General features: G+C 65.1%; 13 protein-coding genes and 1 pseudogene. 9 read left to right on the top strand and 5 right to left on the bottom strand.

The window, feature by feature from the left end; all coding sequences use genetic code 11:
• Positions 1 to 14: 14 nt before the first annotated feature.
• The 3 genes and pseudogenes from M529_RS30280 to M529_RS50215 all read left to right on the top strand — a co-directional run bounded on the left by M529_RS30280 (position 15) and on the right by M529_RS50215 (position 2,672).
• Positions 15 to 1,538: a tannase/feruloyl esterase family alpha/beta hydrolase gene (locus M529_RS30280; RefSeq protein ID WP_084490884.1), complete on the top strand. Its 1,524-nt coding sequence runs from the start codon at positions 15 to 17 to the stop codon at positions 1,536 to 1,538.
• A gap of 504 nt (positions 1,539 to 2,042) precedes the next feature.
• Positions 2,043 to 2,434 (top strand): annotated as a pseudogene (locus M529_RS48215) (ArdC-like ssDNA-binding domain-containing protein); the annotation flags it as partial.
• Positions 2,435 to 2,495: 61 nt separating this feature from the next.
• Positions 2,496 to 2,672, top strand: coding sequence for a hypothetical protein (locus M529_RS50215; RefSeq protein ID WP_021317011.1), 177 nt, complete (start codon positions 2,496 to 2,498; stop codon positions 2,670 to 2,672).
• A 65-nt stretch (positions 2,673 to 2,737) separates the two neighbouring features.
• On the opposite strand, the gene M529_RS30270 is transcribed toward M529_RS50215, so the two are convergent.
• The 3 genes from M529_RS30270 to M529_RS30260 all read right to left on the bottom strand — a co-directional run bounded on the left by M529_RS30270 (position 2,738) and on the right by M529_RS30260 (position 7,817).
• Complete coding sequence (locus tag M529_RS30270; RefSeq protein WP_021317010.1) at positions 2,738 to 4,621, bottom strand: AMP-binding protein; 1,884 nt, start codon at positions 4,619 to 4,621, stop codon at positions 2,738 to 2,740.
• Between the two features lie 109 nt (positions 4,622 to 4,730).
• Positions 4,731 to 6,398 carry an MFS transporter gene (locus tag M529_RS30265; RefSeq protein ID WP_021317009.1) on the bottom strand — a complete coding sequence of 556 codons (1,668 nt, stop codon included), beginning with the start codon at positions 6,396 to 6,398 and terminating at the stop codon, positions 4,731 to 4,733.
• A 21-nt stretch (positions 6,399 to 6,419) separates the two neighbouring features.
• Positions 6,420 to 7,817, bottom strand: a complete 1,398-nt coding sequence (locus tag M529_RS30260; RefSeq protein WP_021317008.1) for a DcaP family trimeric outer membrane transporter — start codon at positions 7,815 to 7,817, stop codon at positions 6,420 to 6,422.
• A 179-nt stretch (positions 7,818 to 7,996) separates the two neighbouring features.
• On the opposite strand from M529_RS30260, the gene acs reads away from it, so the two are divergent.
• The gene (acs, locus tag M529_RS30255; RefSeq protein ID WP_021317007.1) at positions 7,997 to 9,943 is read left to right on the top strand and encodes an acetate--CoA ligase; all 1,947 of its coding nucleotides are present in this window, start codon (positions 7,997 to 7,999) and stop codon (positions 9,941 to 9,943) included.
• A 54-nt stretch (positions 9,944 to 9,997) separates the two neighbouring features.
• Entirely contained in the window at positions 9,998 to 10,609 is a 612-nt protein-coding gene (locus M529_RS30250) for a LuxR C-terminal-related transcriptional regulator (RefSeq protein WP_021317006.1), read from the top strand.
• Here the strand turns inward: M529_RS30250 and M529_RS30245 are convergent.
• Entirely contained in the window at positions 10,586 to 13,942 is a 3,357-nt protein-coding gene (locus M529_RS30245; RefSeq protein WP_021317005.1) for a hybrid sensor histidine kinase/response regulator, read from the bottom strand. The genes M529_RS30250 and M529_RS30245 overlap by 24 nt on opposite strands.
• Before the next feature lie 815 nt (positions 13,943 to 14,757).
• Here M529_RS30245 and M529_RS50715 point away from each other — a divergent pair.
• From M529_RS50715 to M529_RS30230, 4 genes are all read left to right on the top strand, one after another.
• Positions 14,758 to 15,060 carry a DUF2933 domain-containing protein gene (locus M529_RS50715; protein WP_152522541.1) on the top strand — a complete coding sequence of 101 codons (303 nt, stop codon included), beginning with the start codon at positions 14,758 to 14,760 and terminating at the stop codon, positions 15,058 to 15,060.
• The gene (locus tag M529_RS30240) at positions 14,985 to 17,315 is read left to right on the top strand and encodes a heavy metal translocating P-type ATPase (protein WP_021317003.1); all 2,331 of its coding nucleotides are present in this window, start codon (positions 14,985 to 14,987) and stop codon (positions 17,313 to 17,315) included. The genes M529_RS50715 and M529_RS30240 overlap by 76 nt, the downstream gene beginning before the upstream one ends.
• Entirely contained in the window at positions 17,312 to 17,698 is a 387-nt protein-coding gene (gene cueR / locus M529_RS30235) for a Cu(I)-responsive transcriptional regulator (protein ID WP_021317002.1), read from the top strand. Before M529_RS30240 ends, cueR begins: the two co-directional genes overlap by 4 nt.
• 97 nt (positions 17,699 to 17,795) lie before the next feature.
• Complete coding sequence (locus M529_RS30230) at positions 17,796 to 18,380, top strand: DUF305 domain-containing protein (protein ID WP_201766333.1); 585 nt, start codon at positions 17,796 to 17,798, stop codon at positions 18,378 to 18,380.
• Positions 18,381 to 18,754: 374 nt separating this feature from the next.
• Here M529_RS30230 and groL read toward each other — a convergent pair whose 3' ends face one another.
• Positions 18,755 to 20,386, bottom strand: coding sequence for a chaperonin GroEL (groL, locus tag M529_RS30225; protein ID WP_021317000.1), 1,632 nt, complete (start codon positions 20,384 to 20,386; stop codon positions 18,755 to 18,757).
• Between the last annotated feature and the right edge of the window lie 51 nt (positions 20,387 to 20,437).

The raw sequence follows: 20,437 nt of genomic DNA, 5'->3' as shown, positions 1-20,437 counted from the left end.
TAGGAGAGCGCGACATGCGCAGATGGTTGGTCGCCTTGTCAATCTTGCTGGCGTGCAGCCCTGCACGTGCCTTTGCAAAGGAGATTCCCTGCGCAAGTCTTGCCGACGCGGAACTCGGCGATAGCGTCCAGGTCACAGAGGCCACGCCGGTGGCGGAGCGAACCGCGCAAGGTACTGAACCCGCGCTGCCTGGCTACTGCCGGATTCGCGGCATGATTGACCAGCGTGTGGGTGTGGGCGGCAAGCCCTATGGCATCGGTTTCGAGGTCGCGCTCCCGAACGACTGGAATGAGCGTTTCCTTTTCCAGGGCGGCGGCGGGCTCAATGGCGTGGTTCGGCCTGCGACCGGGAACATTGCGGCAGGTGGCAATCCAGCGCTGGCACGAGGATTTGCAGTTGCATCAACCGACAGCGGACACAAAGGTGCGAATTTCGACGCATCCTTCCGCGAGGACCAACGGGCCAGCCTTGATTTTGCCTATGCCGCGCTGGGACGTGTGGCAGATGCCGCAAAACGGCTGATCGTGCTGCGCTATGGTCGGGCTGCCGCCCGCAGCTATTTCGCCGGTTGTTCGACCGGCGGGAAAGAGGCGATGATAGCGGCGCAGCGCTTTCCGGACGCGTTCGATGGCATCATCGCCGGCGCGCCTGCAATGCGTACGGGGCATTCCAATCTGGCCTTGGCCAACGCGCAGGTCGCCTTCAACCGGATCGCGCCACGCGATGCAGGGGGAATGCCGATCACTTACATGGCCTTCCCGCCCGCCGACAAGGCGCTGATACTCCGCGCGCTGCTTGCTGCCTGCGACGGTCGCGACGGGCGCGAGGATGGGATCATTGCCGATCCTGTGGGATGCCGTTTTGATCCTGCCATACTTGCTTGTAGCGGCGCGAAAACAGCGGATTGTCTTTCCAAGGAGCAGGTCCACGCACTGCAGTTCGCCTTCGCTGGCCCTCGTAGCATCACCGGCGCGCAAATCTATCCTGGCTTTCCCTACGACACGGGCATCGTAGCGGAGTCGGATCCTATCTCGGGCTTCCTCCCAAGCGCCAAGCCTGGGCCGCTCGGCCCGCCACGTCGCGATATGAGCATCGATGTGGATGCGCTTTGGCAGAAGGTGCAGGACGATGCGAATCAGCGGCTGGTTGATAGCTGGCCGTGGACAAACCTCAGCTCATTTCTGGGTCATGGGGGCAAACTCATTCTCTATCATGGTGTAAGTGATCCGTGGTTTTCGGCATGGGACACGGTTGGATGGTTTGAGCGCGCGCAGGCAGCGAATGGCGGACCCGACAAATGGGGAAGTGCCGCGCGGCTGTACCTTGTGCCGGGCATGGGCCACTGCAGCGGGGGAAATGCGTTCGACCGCTTCGATCTCCTGGATTCACTGGTGAATTGGGTCGAGCATTCGTCTCCACCGCAGGCTGTGACCGCGTCTCGAAAATCCGAGACCATGCCACTTTGTCCGTACCCCAAAGCCGCTGTTGCGACAGGAAAGCGGTTTCAATGCGTGCGCCTACGTCCAGACCCTCTATGACGATGGCGGCTCGTCGGGTGAAACGCCGAAGCGGCTGGGCCTAAATTGTCGTTCGATTAGACGAAGTGGGTCGTTTGCAGTCATGTGTACGGCCTCATTGCGCGATCCGAGATCGCGGGCCCTGATGAAGTCCGCGGAGCAGCTCCCAATCAGCCGAACGCGCTCGAAGCGCCATTCGCTTTGCGGGTTTTGCCGATCCCGGGTACACAACCGGTTCGTCATCATCTCCTGAGCAATTGCCTCACTACCCTTGGCGCTTCAGCACTGTAGGGTCTCTTTAGCGCACCGCGTTATGCGGTCTGCAGCTTATATTCCTCGCCACGCGTCAGCATCGCACAAATGATGCCGGCGCCGCTCGCGGCGGGCCTTTCCGGTCGCATCTTGCCGCCCCCGCTTTTCGGGGAGGCCATGGTGGTTTTGGGGCGGTTTTGAGGAGATGGACGATGCGTGCTTCCACTGGCCATCGCGCGACCGGTAAGGGTCGGAAACTCCAAGCGAACAAGGGTGGACAGCCGGTTTTCGGCTGAGACACGAACGGAAGACGACAGGGGCGAGACGAACCGCGCAAACCTTTATGACGAGGTGACGACGCGGATCATCGGCGAGCTTGAGGCGGGCCGCTTCCCGTGGGTTCAGCCTTGGGGTCAGCCAGATGCGGGCAGCAGCGCGATCGGTCCGGGCCTGCCGCGCAATGCGCTCACCGCACGGCGCTATTCGGGGTCAATGTCCTGATCCTGTGGGGCGCGGTGATCGAACATGGCTATCCCTCGCAGGGCTGACTGACCTTCAAGTAGGCGCTGAAGGCTGGCGGCTACGTCCGCAAGGGCGAGCATGGCACCACCGTCGTCTATGCTGACCGCTTCACCCCCGAAGCCGAAAAGGCCCGCGTCCGCGACGAGGTAATGGTGCGCGGGAAGGACGATCGCTGCGCCGACCTGATCATCGCCCCGGGACTATATGACGACCGGCATTCGCGAGCCCGCCGCCGAGCTGGTCGATCTCGGCCCGCGCACCCACCGCGAAATCGCCCAGACACTGCATCGCCTCGTCTATCTGGCTGCGATCCCCGTCGCAGTGCTTTCATTCTGCCTTCCTGCGGGTGAAAGGATTCCAGTGGGAGCCCTGGATCTATGAGCCGGGGTCCTGCATCCTTTGACGAGGCGCCTATGGGCCCCATATTTCTATAGCGAGTCACCGCGTCAAGCTTTGTCCGCAAAATCTAGCAGGACGAACAGTTCGCGAATACGACTCAGCGCATCGGGATTCTCGATAGTCGGTGGCATTTCGATCGGCTCGCCATTGGCGACCTTGCGCAGGGCTGCGCGCAGGATCTTGCCCGACCGCGTCTTGGGCAGCGCGTCGACCACATGGACGTGCTTGAGCGCCGCGACTGGACCCAACTCGTCGCGCACCGAGGCGATGATCTCGCGGCACAGCTCCGCGCGCTGTTCCACGCCTGCCTTGGGCACAGCGAAGGCCATCGGGATCATGCCCTTCAGCTGGTCGTCCACGCCGACGACAGCGCATTCGGAAATGGCGGGATGGCGGGCGACGATCTCCTCCATCTGTCCGGTCGAAAGGCGATGGCCGGCGACGTTGATGATATCATCGGTCCGCCCCATGATGTTGACGAAGCCGTCCGCATCCACATGCCCCGCATCGCCTGTCTCGTAGTAGCCGGGAAAGGCCTCGAAGGAGCGGGCGAAGGTCGCTGGGTTGTTCCACAGGCTGGTATAGCAGCCGGGCGGTAGTGGCTGCCGGATCACGATGTTGCCGGTCGCGCCCAGGGGCACCTCCACGCCATTCTCGTCCAGCACGGCGAAACGGTAGCCCGGCACCGGGAAGCCCGCGCTGCCCGGCCGCCGCCGGTTGTCACCCAAGCCGAAGCAGGCGGCGAGGGCCGGCCAACCCAGCTCCGTCTGCCACCAATGGTCGATCACCGGGCGGTGTAGCTTTTCCTCGGCCCACTGCACCGTGTCGGGATCTGCGCGTTCGCCCGCCAGGAACATCGCGCGCAGCCGCCCGGTACCGATTTCGGCGAGGAAGGACGCCTCTGGATCCTCCCTGCGGATGGCGCGGATCGCCGTGGGGGCGGTGAAGAAGATGTCGACGGCGTTGCGCTCGATCGTCCTCCAGAAGGTGCCGGCATCGGGCGTGCCCACCGGCTTACCCTCGAACAGCAATGTGGTGCAGCCGGCGATCAGCGGCCCGTAGACGATATAGCTGTGGCCGACCACCCAGCCCACGTCCGACGCCGCCCAGAACACGTCGCCCGCACGGACGCCGTAGATGTGCGCCATGCTCCAGGCAAGCGCCACCGCGTGGCCGCCATTCTGGCGGACGACGCCTTTGGGCGTGCCGGTGGTGCCGGAGGTGTATAGGATGTAGAGCGGATCGGTCGCCGCGACCGGGACGCAGGGCACGGTGGACGCCTGCACCAGCAACGCCGACCAGTCGAGGTCGCGTCCTTCCATCATGGCGGCGGCGGCCTGCGGCCGCTGGAACAGGACGACATGCCCGACCGAATGCGACGCCAGCTCCAGCGCATGGTCAACCAGCGGCTTGTAGGGGACGACCTTGGCCCCCTCGATCCCGCAGGAGGCGGTGAGCAGCAGCTTCGGCTTCGCGTCGTCGATCCGCTTGGCCAGTTCCGGCGCCGCGAAGCCGCCGAACACCACCGAATGGATCGCGCCGATCCGGGCGCAAGCCAGCATGGCGACCAGGGTCTGCAGGATCATCGGCATGTAGATGACGACCCGGTCGCCCTTGCCGACGCCCAGCCCTGCGAGCATGCCGGCCGTTCGGGACACCTGTTCCAGCAGCACGTCGTAGCTGATCTCCTGGCGCGTTCCCGTCACCGGGCTTTCGTGGATCACCGCGACGGCGCTGCCGCGCCCCGCCAGCACATGGCGGTCAACGGCGTTGTAGCAGGTGTTGAGCAGCCCGTCGGCGAACCAGCCCTTGTCCTCGTCCCAGGCGCGCGAAGGCGCGCGGTCCCAGTCGATCGCGGCGGCAGCATCGAGCCAGAAGCCTTCGCTGTCGTCGAGGCTGCGGCGATAGGCGGCTTGGTAACGCTCAGACATGACCTACTCCCACGGGCCGCGCCGAACCCGCGCCGCTCCTCTTCCTTTCTGGGCCTTGGGCGCATCTTTCGCCATTCGACGATGGTCGAAAGGTGCGCCGTGTGGCTGTCTATGCGTCGATATTGCGTTGGAAGGTTTCGGGCAGGAACAGGAGGCCGATCACGACAGTGGCTGCGGCGATCACGACGGGGTACCAGAGGCCGTAATAGATGTCGCCGGTCGCGGCGACCATGGCGAAGGCGGTGGTGGGCAGGAAGCCGCCGAACCAGCCGTTGCCGACATGATAGGGCAGCGACATGGATGTGTAGCGGATGCGGCTGGGGAACAATTCCACCAGCATCGCCGCGATCGGGCCGTAGACCATGGTCACCAGCATCGCCAGCGCCCACAGGATCGCAACGACGGCCACTTTGTTGATCCGTGCCGGGTCCGCCTTGGCCGGATAGCCCGCGGCGGCAAGGCCTGCTTTCAGACTGTCCTGGAAGGCGGCGATCGCGGCGATCTTCTCCTCGCCGGCCAGCGTGCCGGGATCGGGCGCCGTGAAGCTGGCTCCGCCGATCCTCACCAGCGCGGGCGTGCCTGCAGGGGCATCGGCATTGGCGTAGCTGACGCCTGCCTTCGCCATATAGGCCTTGGCGATGTCGCAGCCTGAGGAATCGAACTTGTTCCTGCCCACCGGGTCGAACTGGAAGGCGCATTCCGCCTGGCTAGCGGTGATGGAGACGGGCGCCGAGGCCTGCGCGCGGGCGAGCGCGGGGTTGGCTGCCCCGGTCAGGGCGGAGAACAGCGGGAAGTAGAGCAAAGCCGCCAGCGCGCAGCCGCCCAGAATGATCGGCTTGCGGCCGATCCGGTCGCTGAGCCAGCCGAAGACGACGAAGAAGGGTGTCGCCAATGCCAGGGCGATGGCGATCAGGATGTTCGCCGTGGCGCCATCTACCTTCAGTGTCTTTTCGAGGAAGAAGAGCGCGTAGAATTGCCCCGCATACCAGACCACCGCCTGGCCCGCGACCGCGCCCAGCAGCGCTATGATGACCCAGCGCAGATTCTTCCATTCGCCGAACGCCTCGGTCAGCGGCGCCTTCGACGTGGTGCCTTCCTCCTTCATCTTCTGGAAGACCGGGCTTTCGTTGAGCTGCAGGCGGATCCACATCGACACGCCGAGCAGGAGGATGGAGATCAGGAAGGGCAGGCGCCAGCCCCAGGCGGCGAACGCGTCCTCGCCCAGCGTGAAGCGGAAGCCGATCACCACCAACAGCGCCGCAAACAGGCCGAAGGTGGCGGTCGTCTGGATCCAGCTGGTATAGAGACCACGTTTGCCCTCAGGCGCGTGCTCGGCGACATAGGTGGCCGCGCCGCCATATTCGCCGCCCAGCGCCAGGCCCTGCGCCAGCCGCATGACCAGCAGGATGATGGGGGCCGCGACCCCGATCGACGCATAGCTCGGCAGCAGCCCGACCGCGAAGGTCGACAGGCCCATGATGCCCATGGTGACGAGGAAAGTGTTCTTGCGCCCTACCAGGTCGCCGATCCGCCCGAACACCAGCGCGCCGAAGGGCCGGACGGCAAAGCCGGCGGCGAAGGCGGCCAGCGCGAAGATGAATGCCGTCGTCTCATTCACGCCCGAGAAGAACTGGGCCGAGATATAGGTGGCCAGCAGGCCGTAGAGATAGAAATCATACCATTCGAAGACCGTCCCCAGCGACGAAGCGGCAATGACCAGCTTCTCGCTCTGCGTGGCCCGATGATGCTTGGGCAAAGTGTCGTATTTCGTCGCCATGCGTCCTCTCCTGGGATGCGGTCAGAATGTATATTTCGCAGCAAATTCGATCCTGTCGAGCTGTCCACTTGAGCCGCTGGCGAGCTTACGCTCGCCATGGCGATATTCTGCGCCGACATCGAACCCGTTGGCCAGCGTCCAGAACAGATTGACCGCAGTGCTCCAGGCCCGAAGGTTGGCGAGATCCGGTATGACGATCCCGCTGGGATAATTCGCCTTGTTGTAGCTGCCGATGATGCTGGAGCGCAGGACGGGCGTCCAGCCGATCCGCAGCGCGGCGAAGCCGGCGAAGTTCCTCACCGTCTCCAACCGGCTCCCCGGCGTGCCGGCGAACACCGCGTCGGGCGCGAAGTTGAGGCCGAGATAACGGCCGATGCCGTCGCCATAGCTCGCCATGAAGCGCAGGTCGTGGCGCTTATCCGGCCCGAAGCCGATCTTGCCCGCCGCGCTGACGCCCCAGCCGAGCGCCGTGTCGCTGGCGACGCCGTTGTCGGCCGACAAGTCGCGTATCACGCCGGCCAGTGACAACTCGCCGGAGTCCTCCGTCAAGGTCAGCCGGGCGGTGAAGTCGGGCGTGCGGTCCTGGTCGTTCTCGACCAGTGCGGGGGAGGCGGTGGTGATGCTCGCCGTTTCCGGATTCTCCGCCGAGACGGAGAGCGTCGTGGCAGGGCTAAGCCTTTTCGTATAACGGACCTGCGCTTCGCGGACGAAGACCGTGCCCTCGGTCGCGCCAACGAAGTCGGTCGATTCGGGCAGCGCCGCCACATATTGGAAGTTCGACCACTCCTGCCCAACCAGCAGGTTGTCGAAGGTCACAAAGCCGCGCCGCAGTGCGAGATTATAGCCGTTAGTGGTACGCTGCGACCCTTGGGTGCCGGCGGAGGTCTGGAAGTCGAACTCCACTAGGCCCTTGAGCGTATGCGTGCCGACCGACGTTGCGGTCGAGAGCCAGAGCCGTGTCTGCTTGCCGTGAGCGACGAAATCCTTGCTGCTCCTGCCGCCCACCGGGATGGTCTGGGGCAGGTAGAAATCCTTGCCCAGCGATCCGGTGGCGACCGAACCGTCGTCATAGCGGGTGCCGCTGGCGACCGTCTTGATGAAGCCGTTGAGCCTTACGGTCGTGCCGCCGACGTTGAAGCCTTCCACAGGCGCCGCCGGCTTTGCCTCCAGCGCGGCGACGCGGGCCTGCGCTTTCTGCGCAGCCTCGGCGGAAGCGGCGGCCTGGTCCGCCATGGTTCGCTGCGCCGCCCGGGTATCTGCCAGTTCGCTGCGCAGCGCCGCCATCGCGATCTCCAACTGCTGCAGCCGAACCTCCAGCTCCGCCTCGCGCGAGGCCTGGGGAGCGGCAATGGCGGACGGGGCGACGCAAACGGACGCCGCGCCCGCCAACAGCCGCCCCCACAACACCACGTTGGGCATCCTGCTCTCCTTCATCTCCGTCCCGCTGTCGTCGCGAGTCCGTGTTCGATGGGGCGATCATGGATGCGGGAGGGGTACCGCGGAAGCAGGACCATGGTCGCGGGGCCCTGGTACTTTGGTCGGGGGTGCCTCCCGCCGGGCCCGCCCCTATGTTCTCCGGAAAAGTCAGGAGAGACCCCGTGAGCGAGAAGCGCCATCCGATTCCGTCCCACATCAGGGCCTGCGCGCGGGTCGATGCGCGTCGCCGGGCCGAATGGCTGGACCAGCTTCGGAACGATCCCGACGGCTTCTGGCGGCGCGAGGCGCGGCGGCTAGACTGGATCAGGGACTTCACCCGGTCTGACGAGAGCAGCTTCGACGAAGCCGCCTTCCAGATCCGCTGGTTCGCCGACGGCGTGCTCAACGTCGCGGCCAATTGCGTCGACCGGCACCTGCCCGAACGGGCCGAGCGCGCGGCGATCATCTGGGAAGGCGACAATCCCGAGGAATCACGCGTCATCACCTACAGGATGCTGCACGAGGAGGTGTGCCGCTTCGCCAATGTCCTCAAGGCCAACGGAATCCGCAAGGGCGATCGCGTCACGCTCTATCTGCCGATGATTCCGGAGGCCGCCTATGCAATGCTCGCCTGCGCACGGATCGGCGCGATCCATAGCGTCGTCTTCGCCGGCTTTTCCGCCGACAGCCTGGCGAGCCGCATCCGCGACTGCGATTCCCGCCTGGTCGTCACCGCCGACGAAGGGCTGCGCGGCGGGCGCAAGGTGCCGCTGAAGCAGAGCGTCGACGAGGCGCTCCCGCATTGCCCCTCGGTCGAGACGGTGCTGGTCGTCGCCCGGACGGGCAACCCCGTGCCGATGACTCCGGGACGTGACCGCTGGTATGCGGCCGAGCGGGCGCTGGTGAGCGCCGACTGCCCATCCGAGCCAATGGGGGCGGAGGATCCGCTGTTCATCCTCTACACCTCGGGGTCCACCGGCACACCCAAGGGCGTGCTGCACACCACCGGCGGCTATCTGCTGTGGGCCGCGATGACCCACGACGTTGTGTTCGACTATCGGCCGGGCGAGGTCTACTGGTGCACCGCCGACATCGGCTGGGTGACGGGCCACAGCTATGTCGTCTACGGCCCGCTCGCCAACGGCGCGACCACGCTGATGTTCGAGGGCGTGCCGAGCTATCCCGACAGCAGCCGCTTCTGGCAGGTCTGCGACAAATGGAACGTCGCTATCTTCTACACCGCACCCACGGCGCTGCGCGCGCTGATGCGCGAGGGCGACGGGCCGGTCGCCGCCACCTCGCGTCAGTCGCTGCGCATTCTGGGCAGCGTCGGCGAGCCGATCAATCCCGAGGCTTGGGAGTGGTTCCACAGGGTCGTGGGCGAAGGGCGCTGTCCGATCGTCGACACCTGGTGGCAGACCGAGACCGGCGGGATCATGATCGCGCCCCTGCCCGGCGCCACGGATCTCAAGCCCGGCTCCGCTACCCTGCCTTTCTTCGGAGTGGAGCCGCTGCTGGTCGATGGCGAGGGCAGGGAACTGACTGGCGCGACCGAGGGCAATCTCTGCATCGCACGCAGCTGGCCCGGCCAGATGCGCACCGTCTATGGCGATCATGAACGATTCTTCCAGACCTATTTCTCGACCTTCCCCGGCCGCTATTTCACCGGCGACGGCGCGCGGCGGGACGAGGATGGCTATTACTGGATCACGGGTCGCGTCGACGACGTCATCAACGTGTCGGGCCACCGCATGGGCACGGCCGAGGTAGAAAGCGCACTCGTCGCTCATGCAAAGATTGCCGAGGCCGCCGTGGTCGGCATGCCTCACCCGATAAAGGGTCAAGGCATCTACGCCTATGTGACGCTCAATGTCGGCGAGGAGGGTAGCGAGACGCTGCGCGAGGATATCGTGCGCTGGGTGCGCCGTGAGATCGGGCCGATCGCGACGCCTGACATCGTCCAGTTCGCCCCCGGCCTGCCCAAGACCCGATCCGGCAAGATCATGCGCCGTATACTCCGTAAGATTGCGGAGGGCGACACCGACTCCCTGGGTGATATATCCACCCTTGCGGACCCTTCGGTGGTGGAGCGGCTGATCGCTGACAGCCGGTTGCTGACCCCCGCTTGAAGGCATTCCGCGAGACAGTGAGGACGAGGGAACGAGGTGCCGGGCGGGAGCATATTGATCGCGGACGACCACCCGCTGTTCCGTCAGGCGCTGATGCTTGCGGCCGGAGAAGTGGCGCCCGGCACCTGCGTCATGGAGGCGGCCACGCTAGATGACGCCGTCCGTCTGACCGCCGGGGCGGCGAACCTCCGCCTGATCCTCCTCGACCTCAAGATGCCGGGCGTCCAAGGCTATTCGGGCGTCGCCCTGCTCCATGCCGAGCGGCCGTCCGTCCCGATCCTCGTGATCTCCAGCGCGGACCCGGCCGTTGCCATGCCCGAGGTGCGGCGCTTCGGCGCGGTGGGCTTCATCGGCAAGGACCAGGACCTCGAGGCAATCGAGGACGCCATCGCAGCCGCGCTTTCGGGGACGCCCATCGCGGCCCCGTACGCCATGGACAAGGTCGACGACATGGCCGCAAAGGTGGCCTCGCTCACGCCGACGCAGCTTCGCGTGCTGCTCGGTGTGCTGGCCGGCCAGCTCAACAAGCAGATCGCCCATGAGCTCGGTGTCACCGAGTCCACAATCAAGGCGCATATGACGACAGTGCTGGCGAAACTGGGCGTGCAGAACCGGACGCAGGCGGCGCTCGCCGCGCGGGCGCTAGGCCTGGGCTTTCAGCACTGATCCTTCCTGCTTCGCCGTCCCGCGCGCGAGCCATTCGTCAAGCGCGGGCGCGGCCAGCGGCTTGCTCAGCACCGCGATACCGTGCTGCGCCGCGCGCTCCAGCATTGCGGGGCTGCGGTCGGCGGTGATGAGCGCGGCACGTAGGCTTGGCCGCACCGCCCGCATTGCGGTGATCAGGTCTATGCCGTCATCCGTACCCAGGTGGAAGTCGATCAACGCGGCATCAAAAGATTCCCGGCAGGCGAGCGCCTCCACGGCACCCGGCAACACGAGCGGGCGATGGCCCCGGTCGGTGAGGAAGGCGGCCATCGCCTCGCGGATCATCGGATCGTCGTCGACGACCAGCAGCCGCTGGCCGCGTACCGGATCGGTGATGCGTGCAGCGGGCACCTCCGTTGCAGCGGCCGGCCGCGCCGCGGCCGGGACGGTGATCGCAAAGCGGCTGCCCCGGCCGGGTTCCGAACGCAGGTCGACCTCGCCGCCGACCAGCGGCGCCGACCGTTCGACGATCGCCAAGCCCAGCCCGACGCCATGTTCGCCCTCGCTCTCCAGCCGCTCGAACTCGCGGAATATGCGTTCCTGGCTTTCCGGGGGAATGCCGATGCCGCTGTCATATACCTCGATCCGCACCATCGCGCCGCGCTTGCGGATACCGATCAGCACGCCGCCCCGACGGGTGTAGCGGATGGCGTTGGACAGGAAATTCTGGAGGATCGAGCGCAGCAGCGTCCGATCGAGGAAAACCGCCGCGTCGCCGGGGCCGAGGCGCAGCGAAAGCCCGCGCTCCGATGCCAACGGCTCGAAGCCGTCTACCAGTTCGGCCAGCAACAGGCGCAGCGAGAAATGGGTGGGATGCGGCTCGATCCCGCCTGCATCCAGCTTTGATATGTCGAGCAGCGCGCGCAGCAGGTCGTTGGCGGCTTCGATCGCGCGATCCACCCGCTCCAGCTTGACCCTGCCCTGGTCGGAGATGTCGCGCTGCAGCGAGGCGCAGAACAGGCGCGCGGCATGGAGCGGCTGGAGCAGGTCGTGGCTCGCCGCCGCCAGGAAACGCGTCTTGTCCGTGATCGCCAAGGCGAGCTTGCGATTCGCTTCCGACAGCTCGGCGGTCCGCTCGGCGACACGCCGCTCCAGTTCGGCGCGGGCGCGTTCCAGCGCCTCGCGCGCCACGGCCTCTGCGGTAATGTCGGTGAAGCACATCACATAGCCGCCGTCGGGCATGGGGCCGCCGACGGTCTTGATCACTCGTCCGTCGGCCCGGTGCCGCTCGAAGCTGTGGGCGTGGCCACTGTGCATATGGTGGAGCCGCCGCTCGACATGACCCTCCACTTCGCCAGGGCCGCACTCCCCGCGTTCGGCGTTGAAGCGGATGAGGTCGGCGATCGGCGCGCCTACTCGCACCATGCCGGGCGGATAGGCGAACAGCTCCAGATAGCGGCTGTTCCAGGCGATCAGCCGCAGGTTGCGGTCCGCGACGCTGACGCCCGGGTCGATATTCTCCAGCGTCGCCGCCAACAGCCCCTGCGAGAAATGCAGGCTCTGGCCCGAGGCGTCGAGCAGCTGCGTGACATCCTCGATCCCCAGGCTCGCGCCCGACAAGGCGGAAGCCATGATGGCGCGCGCGGAAGATGCGCCGACAACGCTGGCGATCAGCCGCTCCGCCGTCCGCGCGCTGGCCCGGTCGATCGGGGCGGACGGGTCGCCGTCGCCCAGCGCCTCGGCCACCGCCTCCGGCCCGACGAAGCGTTCCACCATCTCAGCGAGCGCGCCGCGATGATCAATCTGGACGATGCCGCGCTGCCGGGATATGCGCAGCGACAGGTCGCGCCGATCGATACGGCGGGCTGCCACCACCCCGAAGGCGACCATATTGCCGCCCAGGCTCCACAGCGCGCCATGGGTGATCGCGCTCATGCCGCCGATGCCGAGCAGCGCATGAGGGTCGAACAGCGTGTTCTCGAGGGTTCCGGGCAGCAGGTGTCCGCCCACGCCCGGCAGGAACAGCGTGTAGAGCCATAGTATCAGCCCCACCGAAAGCCCGGCCTTGGCGGCGGCGGCGTCGTTGTTCGGCCGCAGCACCGCCATGACCAGCGCCGGCGCGGACTGCGCCATGGCGACGAAGGCGATCAGCCCCACCGATGCAAGCTGGGCGTCACCCGGTATGAAGGCGGCATATGCGACCGCCGATCCCATCAGCAACACGATCGTCGCTCGGCGCACCAGCAGCAGGATACGGCCAAAATTGGCGCCTTCCGACTGGCTGCGCAACAGGAAAGGAGCGATGAGGTCGTTGGAGACCATGGTGGAGAGGGCAATGGTTTCCGTCACCGCCATCGCCACCGCCGCCGACAGCCCGCCCAGGAAGACCAGCAGCGCCAGCCATCCGGCGCCCGCGTCCATCGGCAGCGCCAGGACGAAGAAGTCCGGCTGCGCGCCGTCCGGCAGCAGCGCCAGGCCAGTCAGGGTGATGGGAACCACCGCCAGCACCGTCAGCAGCAGGTAGAGGATGAAGGTCCAGCGGACGCGAACAATGTCGGCCGGTGCCCGCGCCTCCATCACGCCGATATAGAATTGCCGGGGCAGGCAGAGGATCGCCATGACCGAGATCAGCGTCACCACCGGAAAGTCGATGCCGAGCGCTGTCGGCCGGAAGGTCCGGGCGAGTGCGGCAAGGCCCGCCGCCTGCTGGGCGCCCGGTGCCTGTACGAAGAGAAGGATCGCGAACAGCGCGATGCCGCACAGCGCCAGCAGTTTCACTACCGATTCCGCCGCCACCGCGAACAGCACGCCCTCGTTGCGCGCGGCGGCGTCAAAGACACGCGTGCCGAAAAGGATTGCAAACAGCGCCAACCCGGCGGCGACACACAGAATCGGAGGGATCACCGCGCCCGTCCCCGACACCAGCGCATAGCTGATACCCACGGACCGGAGCTGCAGCGCCAGATAGGGGATGGTGCCCAGCAGCGCGAGCAACGTCACCAGTGCCCCCACTCCACGGCTTTTCTGGAAGCGCGAGCCGATGAAGTCGGAGATGGAGGTCGCCCCTTCGGCATGCACGGCCGCGGTCAGGCGCATGAGGAAGGGACCGCCGAGCAGGAACAGCAGCATCGGCCCGACATAGATGGGCAGATAGCCCCATCCCTGCGCAGCCGCCATGCCGACCGCCCCGAAATAGGTCCAGCTCGTGCAATAGACCGGCAGCGCCAGTGCATAGGCATAGAAGCGGAAGGGCGAGCGTTCGAGTTGCGCGCGCCGCCGCTGCGCCCAGGCCGCGCCGCCGAACATCGACGCGCCATAGGTCAGCGCGATCAGGATCAATGCGATCCGGTTCAACGCCGGTCTTCTTCGGAGCCGCCCAGGTCCATGCTCCCTACCCCGCCACAGTGCCCAAAAAGGGTTAGCGGAAGGGATAGCGCAGAAATCCGTTCCCGTCATTGACGCATCCCGCAAGACGCCCGATTTGCTGCTGATGGCGTTGACGCGCCACATTGTCCGTCTCGGCGATCACGGGCATGGCGAGCGACGCCCGGCAAATAGGTCAGCTAATTTAATGGATGGCAGAGCCTCTTCATCGACAAAGAACTGGCCAAAGCTCGTAAGCGCTTGCGCGACTACCAAATACGAGCCACGCTCTCGACCAGTTCAAACTAGGACACCATCCACTACCGGCTGACCGCGTCAACGGAGGTATTGGACCGTAGTCTCTCCGTCGCGCTTTTCAGCCGGTTGTTTCCTGTTATCGATCCGTGCTGGAGGGCTCGACCATCCCCGATATCGCTCTGACGGCCTGTGCGCATTAAGACGAGGCCGTGATGGTGGCGGGTGACAGGGACGGCTTTGGCCTGTTCCTGCCTTCCAGGATCAGGTTAACCGCAGGGCGGATTTCTCGCGAGGTTCAGGCGCGCAGCGCCACGTCCTGACAATGGATTGAAAATCAACCCAGGCCGACGCAATGACGACAGCGCCGGCCCAACTCATCGCCGAGGGCGTTGTGTCGGATCGATCGCAAGCTGCATGATCCCGTGAACGGCGTGATAGCTCGCAATGCCAGCCGGGAGGGCAAATATCAGCGCACGCGCCCGCCCTTGCCTCCGCACCGCTATGATGCAGGAAACTGCCTCTCTCTTCGAGTGAATGCGTGTCCGTCCATGACCATCAGGGCGATGTTGTTACGGCCGCTTGTGCCGGAAGCTGCCGCAAATGGGCTCTTTCTCCCTTGTCCGCCGATACATCTCTTCATGTGCCACGGACACGGCGGTCATCACTGGCGTGGTACCGGTTTCGAACCCGGCAACGCCGGGAGGCAAAATCCGCTTGACCCTGACATGGTGTCAAGGTGCAGAGACGAGAGCGTCATAGAGGAAGCAGGTGAAACATGGCGCATTGCGAGCATAAGCATCAGCACGGCGAGGCCGGCCTGGCACAAATCCAGGACCCCGTTTGCGGGATGACCGTCGACCCGGAGAAGACCCGGCATCACGCAATGCATGCAGGCCATGAGTGGCATTTCTGCAGTGACAAATGCCGGACGAGGTTCGTGGCCGATCCCGAATATTATCTAAGGCGGGCCGCCCCCGTCGATTCGCCGGAAGGGGCGATCTGGACCTGCCCGATGCACCCCGAAGTCCGGCAGGACCATCCAGGCGCCTGCCCGATCTGCGGGATGGCGCTGGAGCCGGAGACGGTGTCGCTCGATCACGGGCCAAATCCCGAACTTGCCGACATGACGCGGCGTTTCTGGATCGGCCTCGTGCTCGCACTGCCGGTCTTCCTGCTTGAAATGGGTGGGCACCTGTTTCCGGCGATCCACCACCTCGTGCCGATGCGGCTTTCGACGTGGATCCAACTGGCCTTGGCGACGCCGGTCGTGCTCTGGGCCGGCTGGCCGTTCTTTGAGCGGGGGTGGGCTTCGTTGAAGTCCCGCCACCTCAACATGTTCACGCTGATCGCGATGGGCACCGGCGTGGCGTGGACCTACAGCATGGTCGCCGCACTGGCGCCCGCGCTGTTCCCGCCTGCCTTCCGCAACGCCGATGGCAGCGTCGCGGTCTATTTCGAGGCTGCGGCGGTCATCACCGTGCTGGTGCTGCTCGGCCAGGTCCTCGAACTGCGCGCCCGCGAACGTACATCGGGCGCGATCAAGGCGTTGCTCGACCTCGCGCCTAAGACTGCCCGCCGCCTCTTGTCCGATGGCACCGAGGAAGAGGTCAGCCTCGAAACCGTGAACGTCGGAGATCGGCTGCGCGTGCGCCCTGGCGAGAAAGTACCGGTGGACGGCAGCGTCGAGGACGGGCGGTCCTCGCTCGACGAGTCGATGGTCACTGGGGAGTCCATGCCGGTCACCAAGGCCAAGGGCGACGCCGTGATCGGCGGCACGCTCAACCAGACCGGTGCCCTCGTCATCACCGCCACCAAAATCGGGCGCGACACGATGCTCGCTCGCATTGTCCAGATGGTCGCCGAAGCCCAGCGGTCCCGCGCGCCGATCCAACGCATGGCCGATCAGGTCTCGGGCTGGTTCATCCCAGTGGTGATCGCCATAGCCGTGCTCGCCTTTGCTGGATGGAGCATCTGGGGTCCTGAGCCGCGCTTCGCCTATGGTCTCGTCGCGGCGGTCGCGGTGCTGATCATCGCTTGCCCTTGCGCGCTCGGGCTTGCTACGCCGATGTCGATCATGGTGGGCGTCGGACGCGGCGCCGGGCTCGGCGTGCTGATCAAGAACGCCGAGGCGCTCGAGCACATGGAAAAGATCGACACGCTCGTCGTCGACAAGACCGGGACGCTGACCCAGGGTCATCCGGCAGTCACCGCGGTCGTGCCGGCGGCAGGGTTCATCGATGAAGATATTCTTCGCCTGGCTGCGGCCGTCGAGCGGTCCTCGGAGCACCCCTTGGCGCTCGCGATCGTTGAGGCCGCCAAGGCCCGCAACGTTGCACTTTCTGCCGTGAGCGAGTTTGACTCACCCACCGGCCGCGGCGCTTTGGGCATCGTCGAGGGGAAGACAATCGTGCTCGGCAACGCCCGGTTCATGACGGAGCAAGGCATCGACACGGCGGAGCTTTCATCGGCGGCCGATGACCTGCGACGCGAAGGCGCGACCGCCATCTTCGTCGGAATCGACGGGCAGGCCGGCGGCGCCATCGCTATCGCCGATCCGGTCAAGCCCACCACTCCCGAAGCACTCGAAGGCCTACGCCGTGAAGGCATCCGTGTCGTCATGCTGACCGGCGACAACCGCACGACCGCGGAGGCGGTCGCCCGCAGGCTGGGCATCGACGAGGTCGAGGCCGATGTCCTGCCCGACCAGAAAAGTGCCGTCGTCGCGCGGCTCAAGGCGGAGGGCCGCGTCGTCGCCATGGCGGGCGATGGCGTGAACGATGCGCCCACGCTCGCCGCTGCGGACGTTGGCATCGCGATGGGCTCGGGCACCGATGTCGCCATAGAAAGCGCGGGCGTGACCCTGCTCAAGGGCGACTTGACCGGCATCGTACGCGCCCGGCGCCTGAGCCAGGCGACCATGTCGAACATCCGCCAGAACCTGCTGTTCGCCTTCATCTACAACGCCGCCGGGGTGCCGGTCGCGGCAGGCCTGCTCTATCCGCTGTTCGGCATCCTGCTCTCGCCGATGATCGCCGCCGCTGCGATGGCTCTGTCCTCGGTCAGTGTCGTCACCAATGCCCTGCGGCTGAACCGGCAGGCGCTATGAACATCGGTGCCGCAGCGCGCGCCAGCGGCGTATCGGAACGCATGATCCGCCATTACGAGCAGATCGGGCTGATCCCGCCGGCCGCGCGGCGGGACAGCGGCTACCGCGATTACAGCGACGCCGACGTCCACCGGTTGCACTTCATCGCCAACGCCCGCGATCTCGGCTTCGGCATCGAGGAGATCGGTTCGCTATTGGCGCTGTGGTCCGACCGCAACCGTGCCAGCGGCGAGGTCAAGGCGCTGGCCTTGGCCCGCGCAGAGGAACTGGGACGTAAGGCTCGCGCGCTTGAAGGCATGCGCACAACCTTGCTTGATCTCGCCAGAAATTGCGCGGGCGGCGAGCGACCGGACTGCCCGATCCTCGACAGGCTTGAGGAATAAAAGGCCACGCGAACTCCTCATGTCTGTTGGCAGCCTGAAACTCACCGTCGCCACCCGGGTTCTATTGTGACCTGCAACGATACGAAAGGACGGGATGATGGACGGCAAGGAGGGCGGAATGCAGATGGGTTTCGGTCGGTTTGCTGCAATGATCGCGACCTCGACGGTCGTCATGTTCGGCCTCATGTACCTAAACACCTACGCGTTGAGCCACGTGGCGTTCAGCCAGACCCGATTGTGGATGGCGGTCGTCATGGGCGCCGCGATGGCCGCGATCATGCTTGGGTTCATGTGGAGCATGTATCCTAAAGCACGGGTCAAGACCGGCATCCTCATCGGCAGCGCGGTAATATTCGCTCTCGCGCTGTGGCTGGTGCGGAGCCAGGAAACGATCGACGATGTGTCTTATATGAAGGCCATGATCCCGCATCATTCGATTGCTATCATGACCAGCGAGCGGGCACACATCAAGGATCCCGAGGTCCGCAAGCTCGCCGACGGGGTCATTGACGCCCAGGTGAGGGAAATCACCCAGATGAAGCGGATGATTGCGCGGCTCGAAGCCACGCCTGCGCCTACAAACGCTCCCGATCTCCCATCCTACCGAGATCTAAAGAAGGAGCCGCCTGAACCAGAGACCGACAAGAGCACCGGGATCGATACGCTGAAGCCAATTTCGTGAACTATGGCTGGCTGAACGAAACATGTATCCGGAAAACGCAAGTTCACATTGATACGAAGACATCTTGTCTCGTCCGCAATTGTGGCGATACATAGCTCAACGAAGTAACGTCTCCTGTGGGCAAACTTCGCCCTTCGAAGAACACTGTCAGTCGTTCGAGGAACGCGAGCGGAATGGCCGCCTCCGCTGAAAGCGGCCATTCAAGACGCCGGGAAATCGGATCGATCGCCGTTGGCTCTCATGAAAACGCTGAGACCGGACAGTCCCAGATCGGTCCTTTTGTCGATATGTTCATCGGTCACGGGATTCGGCCACGTGAGCGGCGGGTCGGGTAACTTGAAGGAGCAAGTGTGGCCGCCGTCCCATCCCGTTTGTCAGAAGCCCGTGCCGCCGATGCCGCCGGTCATTGAAGCCGTGCTGCGTTCGTCGGTGAACTCCGCAACAGCAGCTTCGGTGGTGATCAGCAGGCCCGCAACCGAGGCCGCGTCCTGCAACGCGATCCGCACGACCTTCGTCGGGTCGATCACGCCGGATTGGAACAGGTTCTCAAACTGTTCGGTCTGGGCATTGAAGCCCATATTCTCGTCGCGCTCATCAAGCAGCCGGCCGGCGATCACGCCGCCATCATGCCCGGCATTTTCGGCGATCTGCCGCAGCGGGGCCTGCAGCGCCTTGCGGATGATGTCGATGCCGCGCCGCTGATCGTCGTTGATTGGATTGAGACCATCCAGTGCCTTGGAGGCGTAGAGCAAGGCGGTACCACCACCCGGCACGATGCCTTCCTCCACCGCCGCACGCGTTGCATGCAGCGCGTCGTCGACGCGATCCTTGCGCTCCTTCACTTCGGTTTCTGACACGCCGCCCACTTTGATGACGGCGATTCCACCGGCGAGCTTTGCAAGCCGTTCCTGCAGCTTCTCGCGATCATAATCGCTGGCAGTGTTCTCGACCTGCGACCGGAGCGCATCGATACGCCCCTTGATCACGCCCGCATCCCCGGCGCCATCGACGATGGTCGTTGTGTCCTTGTCGACTGTGATACGCTTGGCTTGTCCAAGCATGTCCAGCGTCACGGTCTCGAGCTTGATGCCGAGATCCTCGGTGATGAGGTCGCCTCCGGTGAGGACCGCGATATCTTCGAGTATCGCCTTGTGTCGATCACCGAACCCCGGCGCCTTGACCGCGGCGACGTTCAGGCTGCCGCGCAGCTTGTTGACGACGAGTGTGGCGAGCGATTCACCCTCGATGTCTTCGGCGACGATGAGCAGAGGGCGGCCCGCCTGAACCACCGCTTCCAGGATCGGGAGCAGCCCTTGGAGAGCGCCAAGTTTCTTCTCGTGGATCAGGATATAGGGATCCTGAAACTCGACCAGGCTCCTTTCCGGGTTGGTGATGAAGTAGGGCGAAAGATAGCCACGGTCGAACTGCATGCCTTCCACCACCTCCAGCTCGAACTCGACGCCAGTCGCTTCCTCGATCGTGATGACGCCTTCCTTGCCGACCTTCTCCATCGCTTGCGCGATCTTGCGGCCGACGACTTCGTCACCATTGGCCGAGACGATGCCGACCTGGGCGATCTCCTGATTGTCGGAGACCGGCTTCGAGCGCGCCTTGAGCTCGGTAACGACAGCGCCGACGGCAATGTCGATACCGCGCTTGAGATCCATCGGATTGACGCCGGCGGAGACGGATTTCATGCCTTCCCGCACGATCGCTTGGGCAAGCACGGTCGCAGTGGTCGTGCCGTCGCCGGCATGATCCTGCGCCTTGGCCGCGACCGCCCGGATCATCTGCGCGCCCATATTCTCGAACTTGTCGCTCAGTTCGATTTCCTTGGCGACCGTCACGCCGTCCTTGGTGATCCGCGGCGCACCATAGCTCTTGTTGATGAGCACGTTGCGGCCCTTGGGGCCAAGCGTCACGCGGACGGCATTGGCCAGAATATCGACACCGCGGGCGATGCCTTCGCGGGCGTCGCGCGAGAATTTGACGTCTTTGGCGGGCATATTGTCTGATCCTTTTGAGGCTGGTCGTCCGCTGCCCGGACGGGCATCGGC

This window comes from Sphingobium ummariense RL-3, assembly GCF_000447205.1.
Taxonomy (GTDB): Bacteria; Pseudomonadota; Alphaproteobacteria; order Sphingomonadales; family Sphingomonadaceae; genus Sphingobium; species Sphingobium ummariense.
This window is presented reverse-complemented; position numbering and strand designations above follow the sequence as displayed.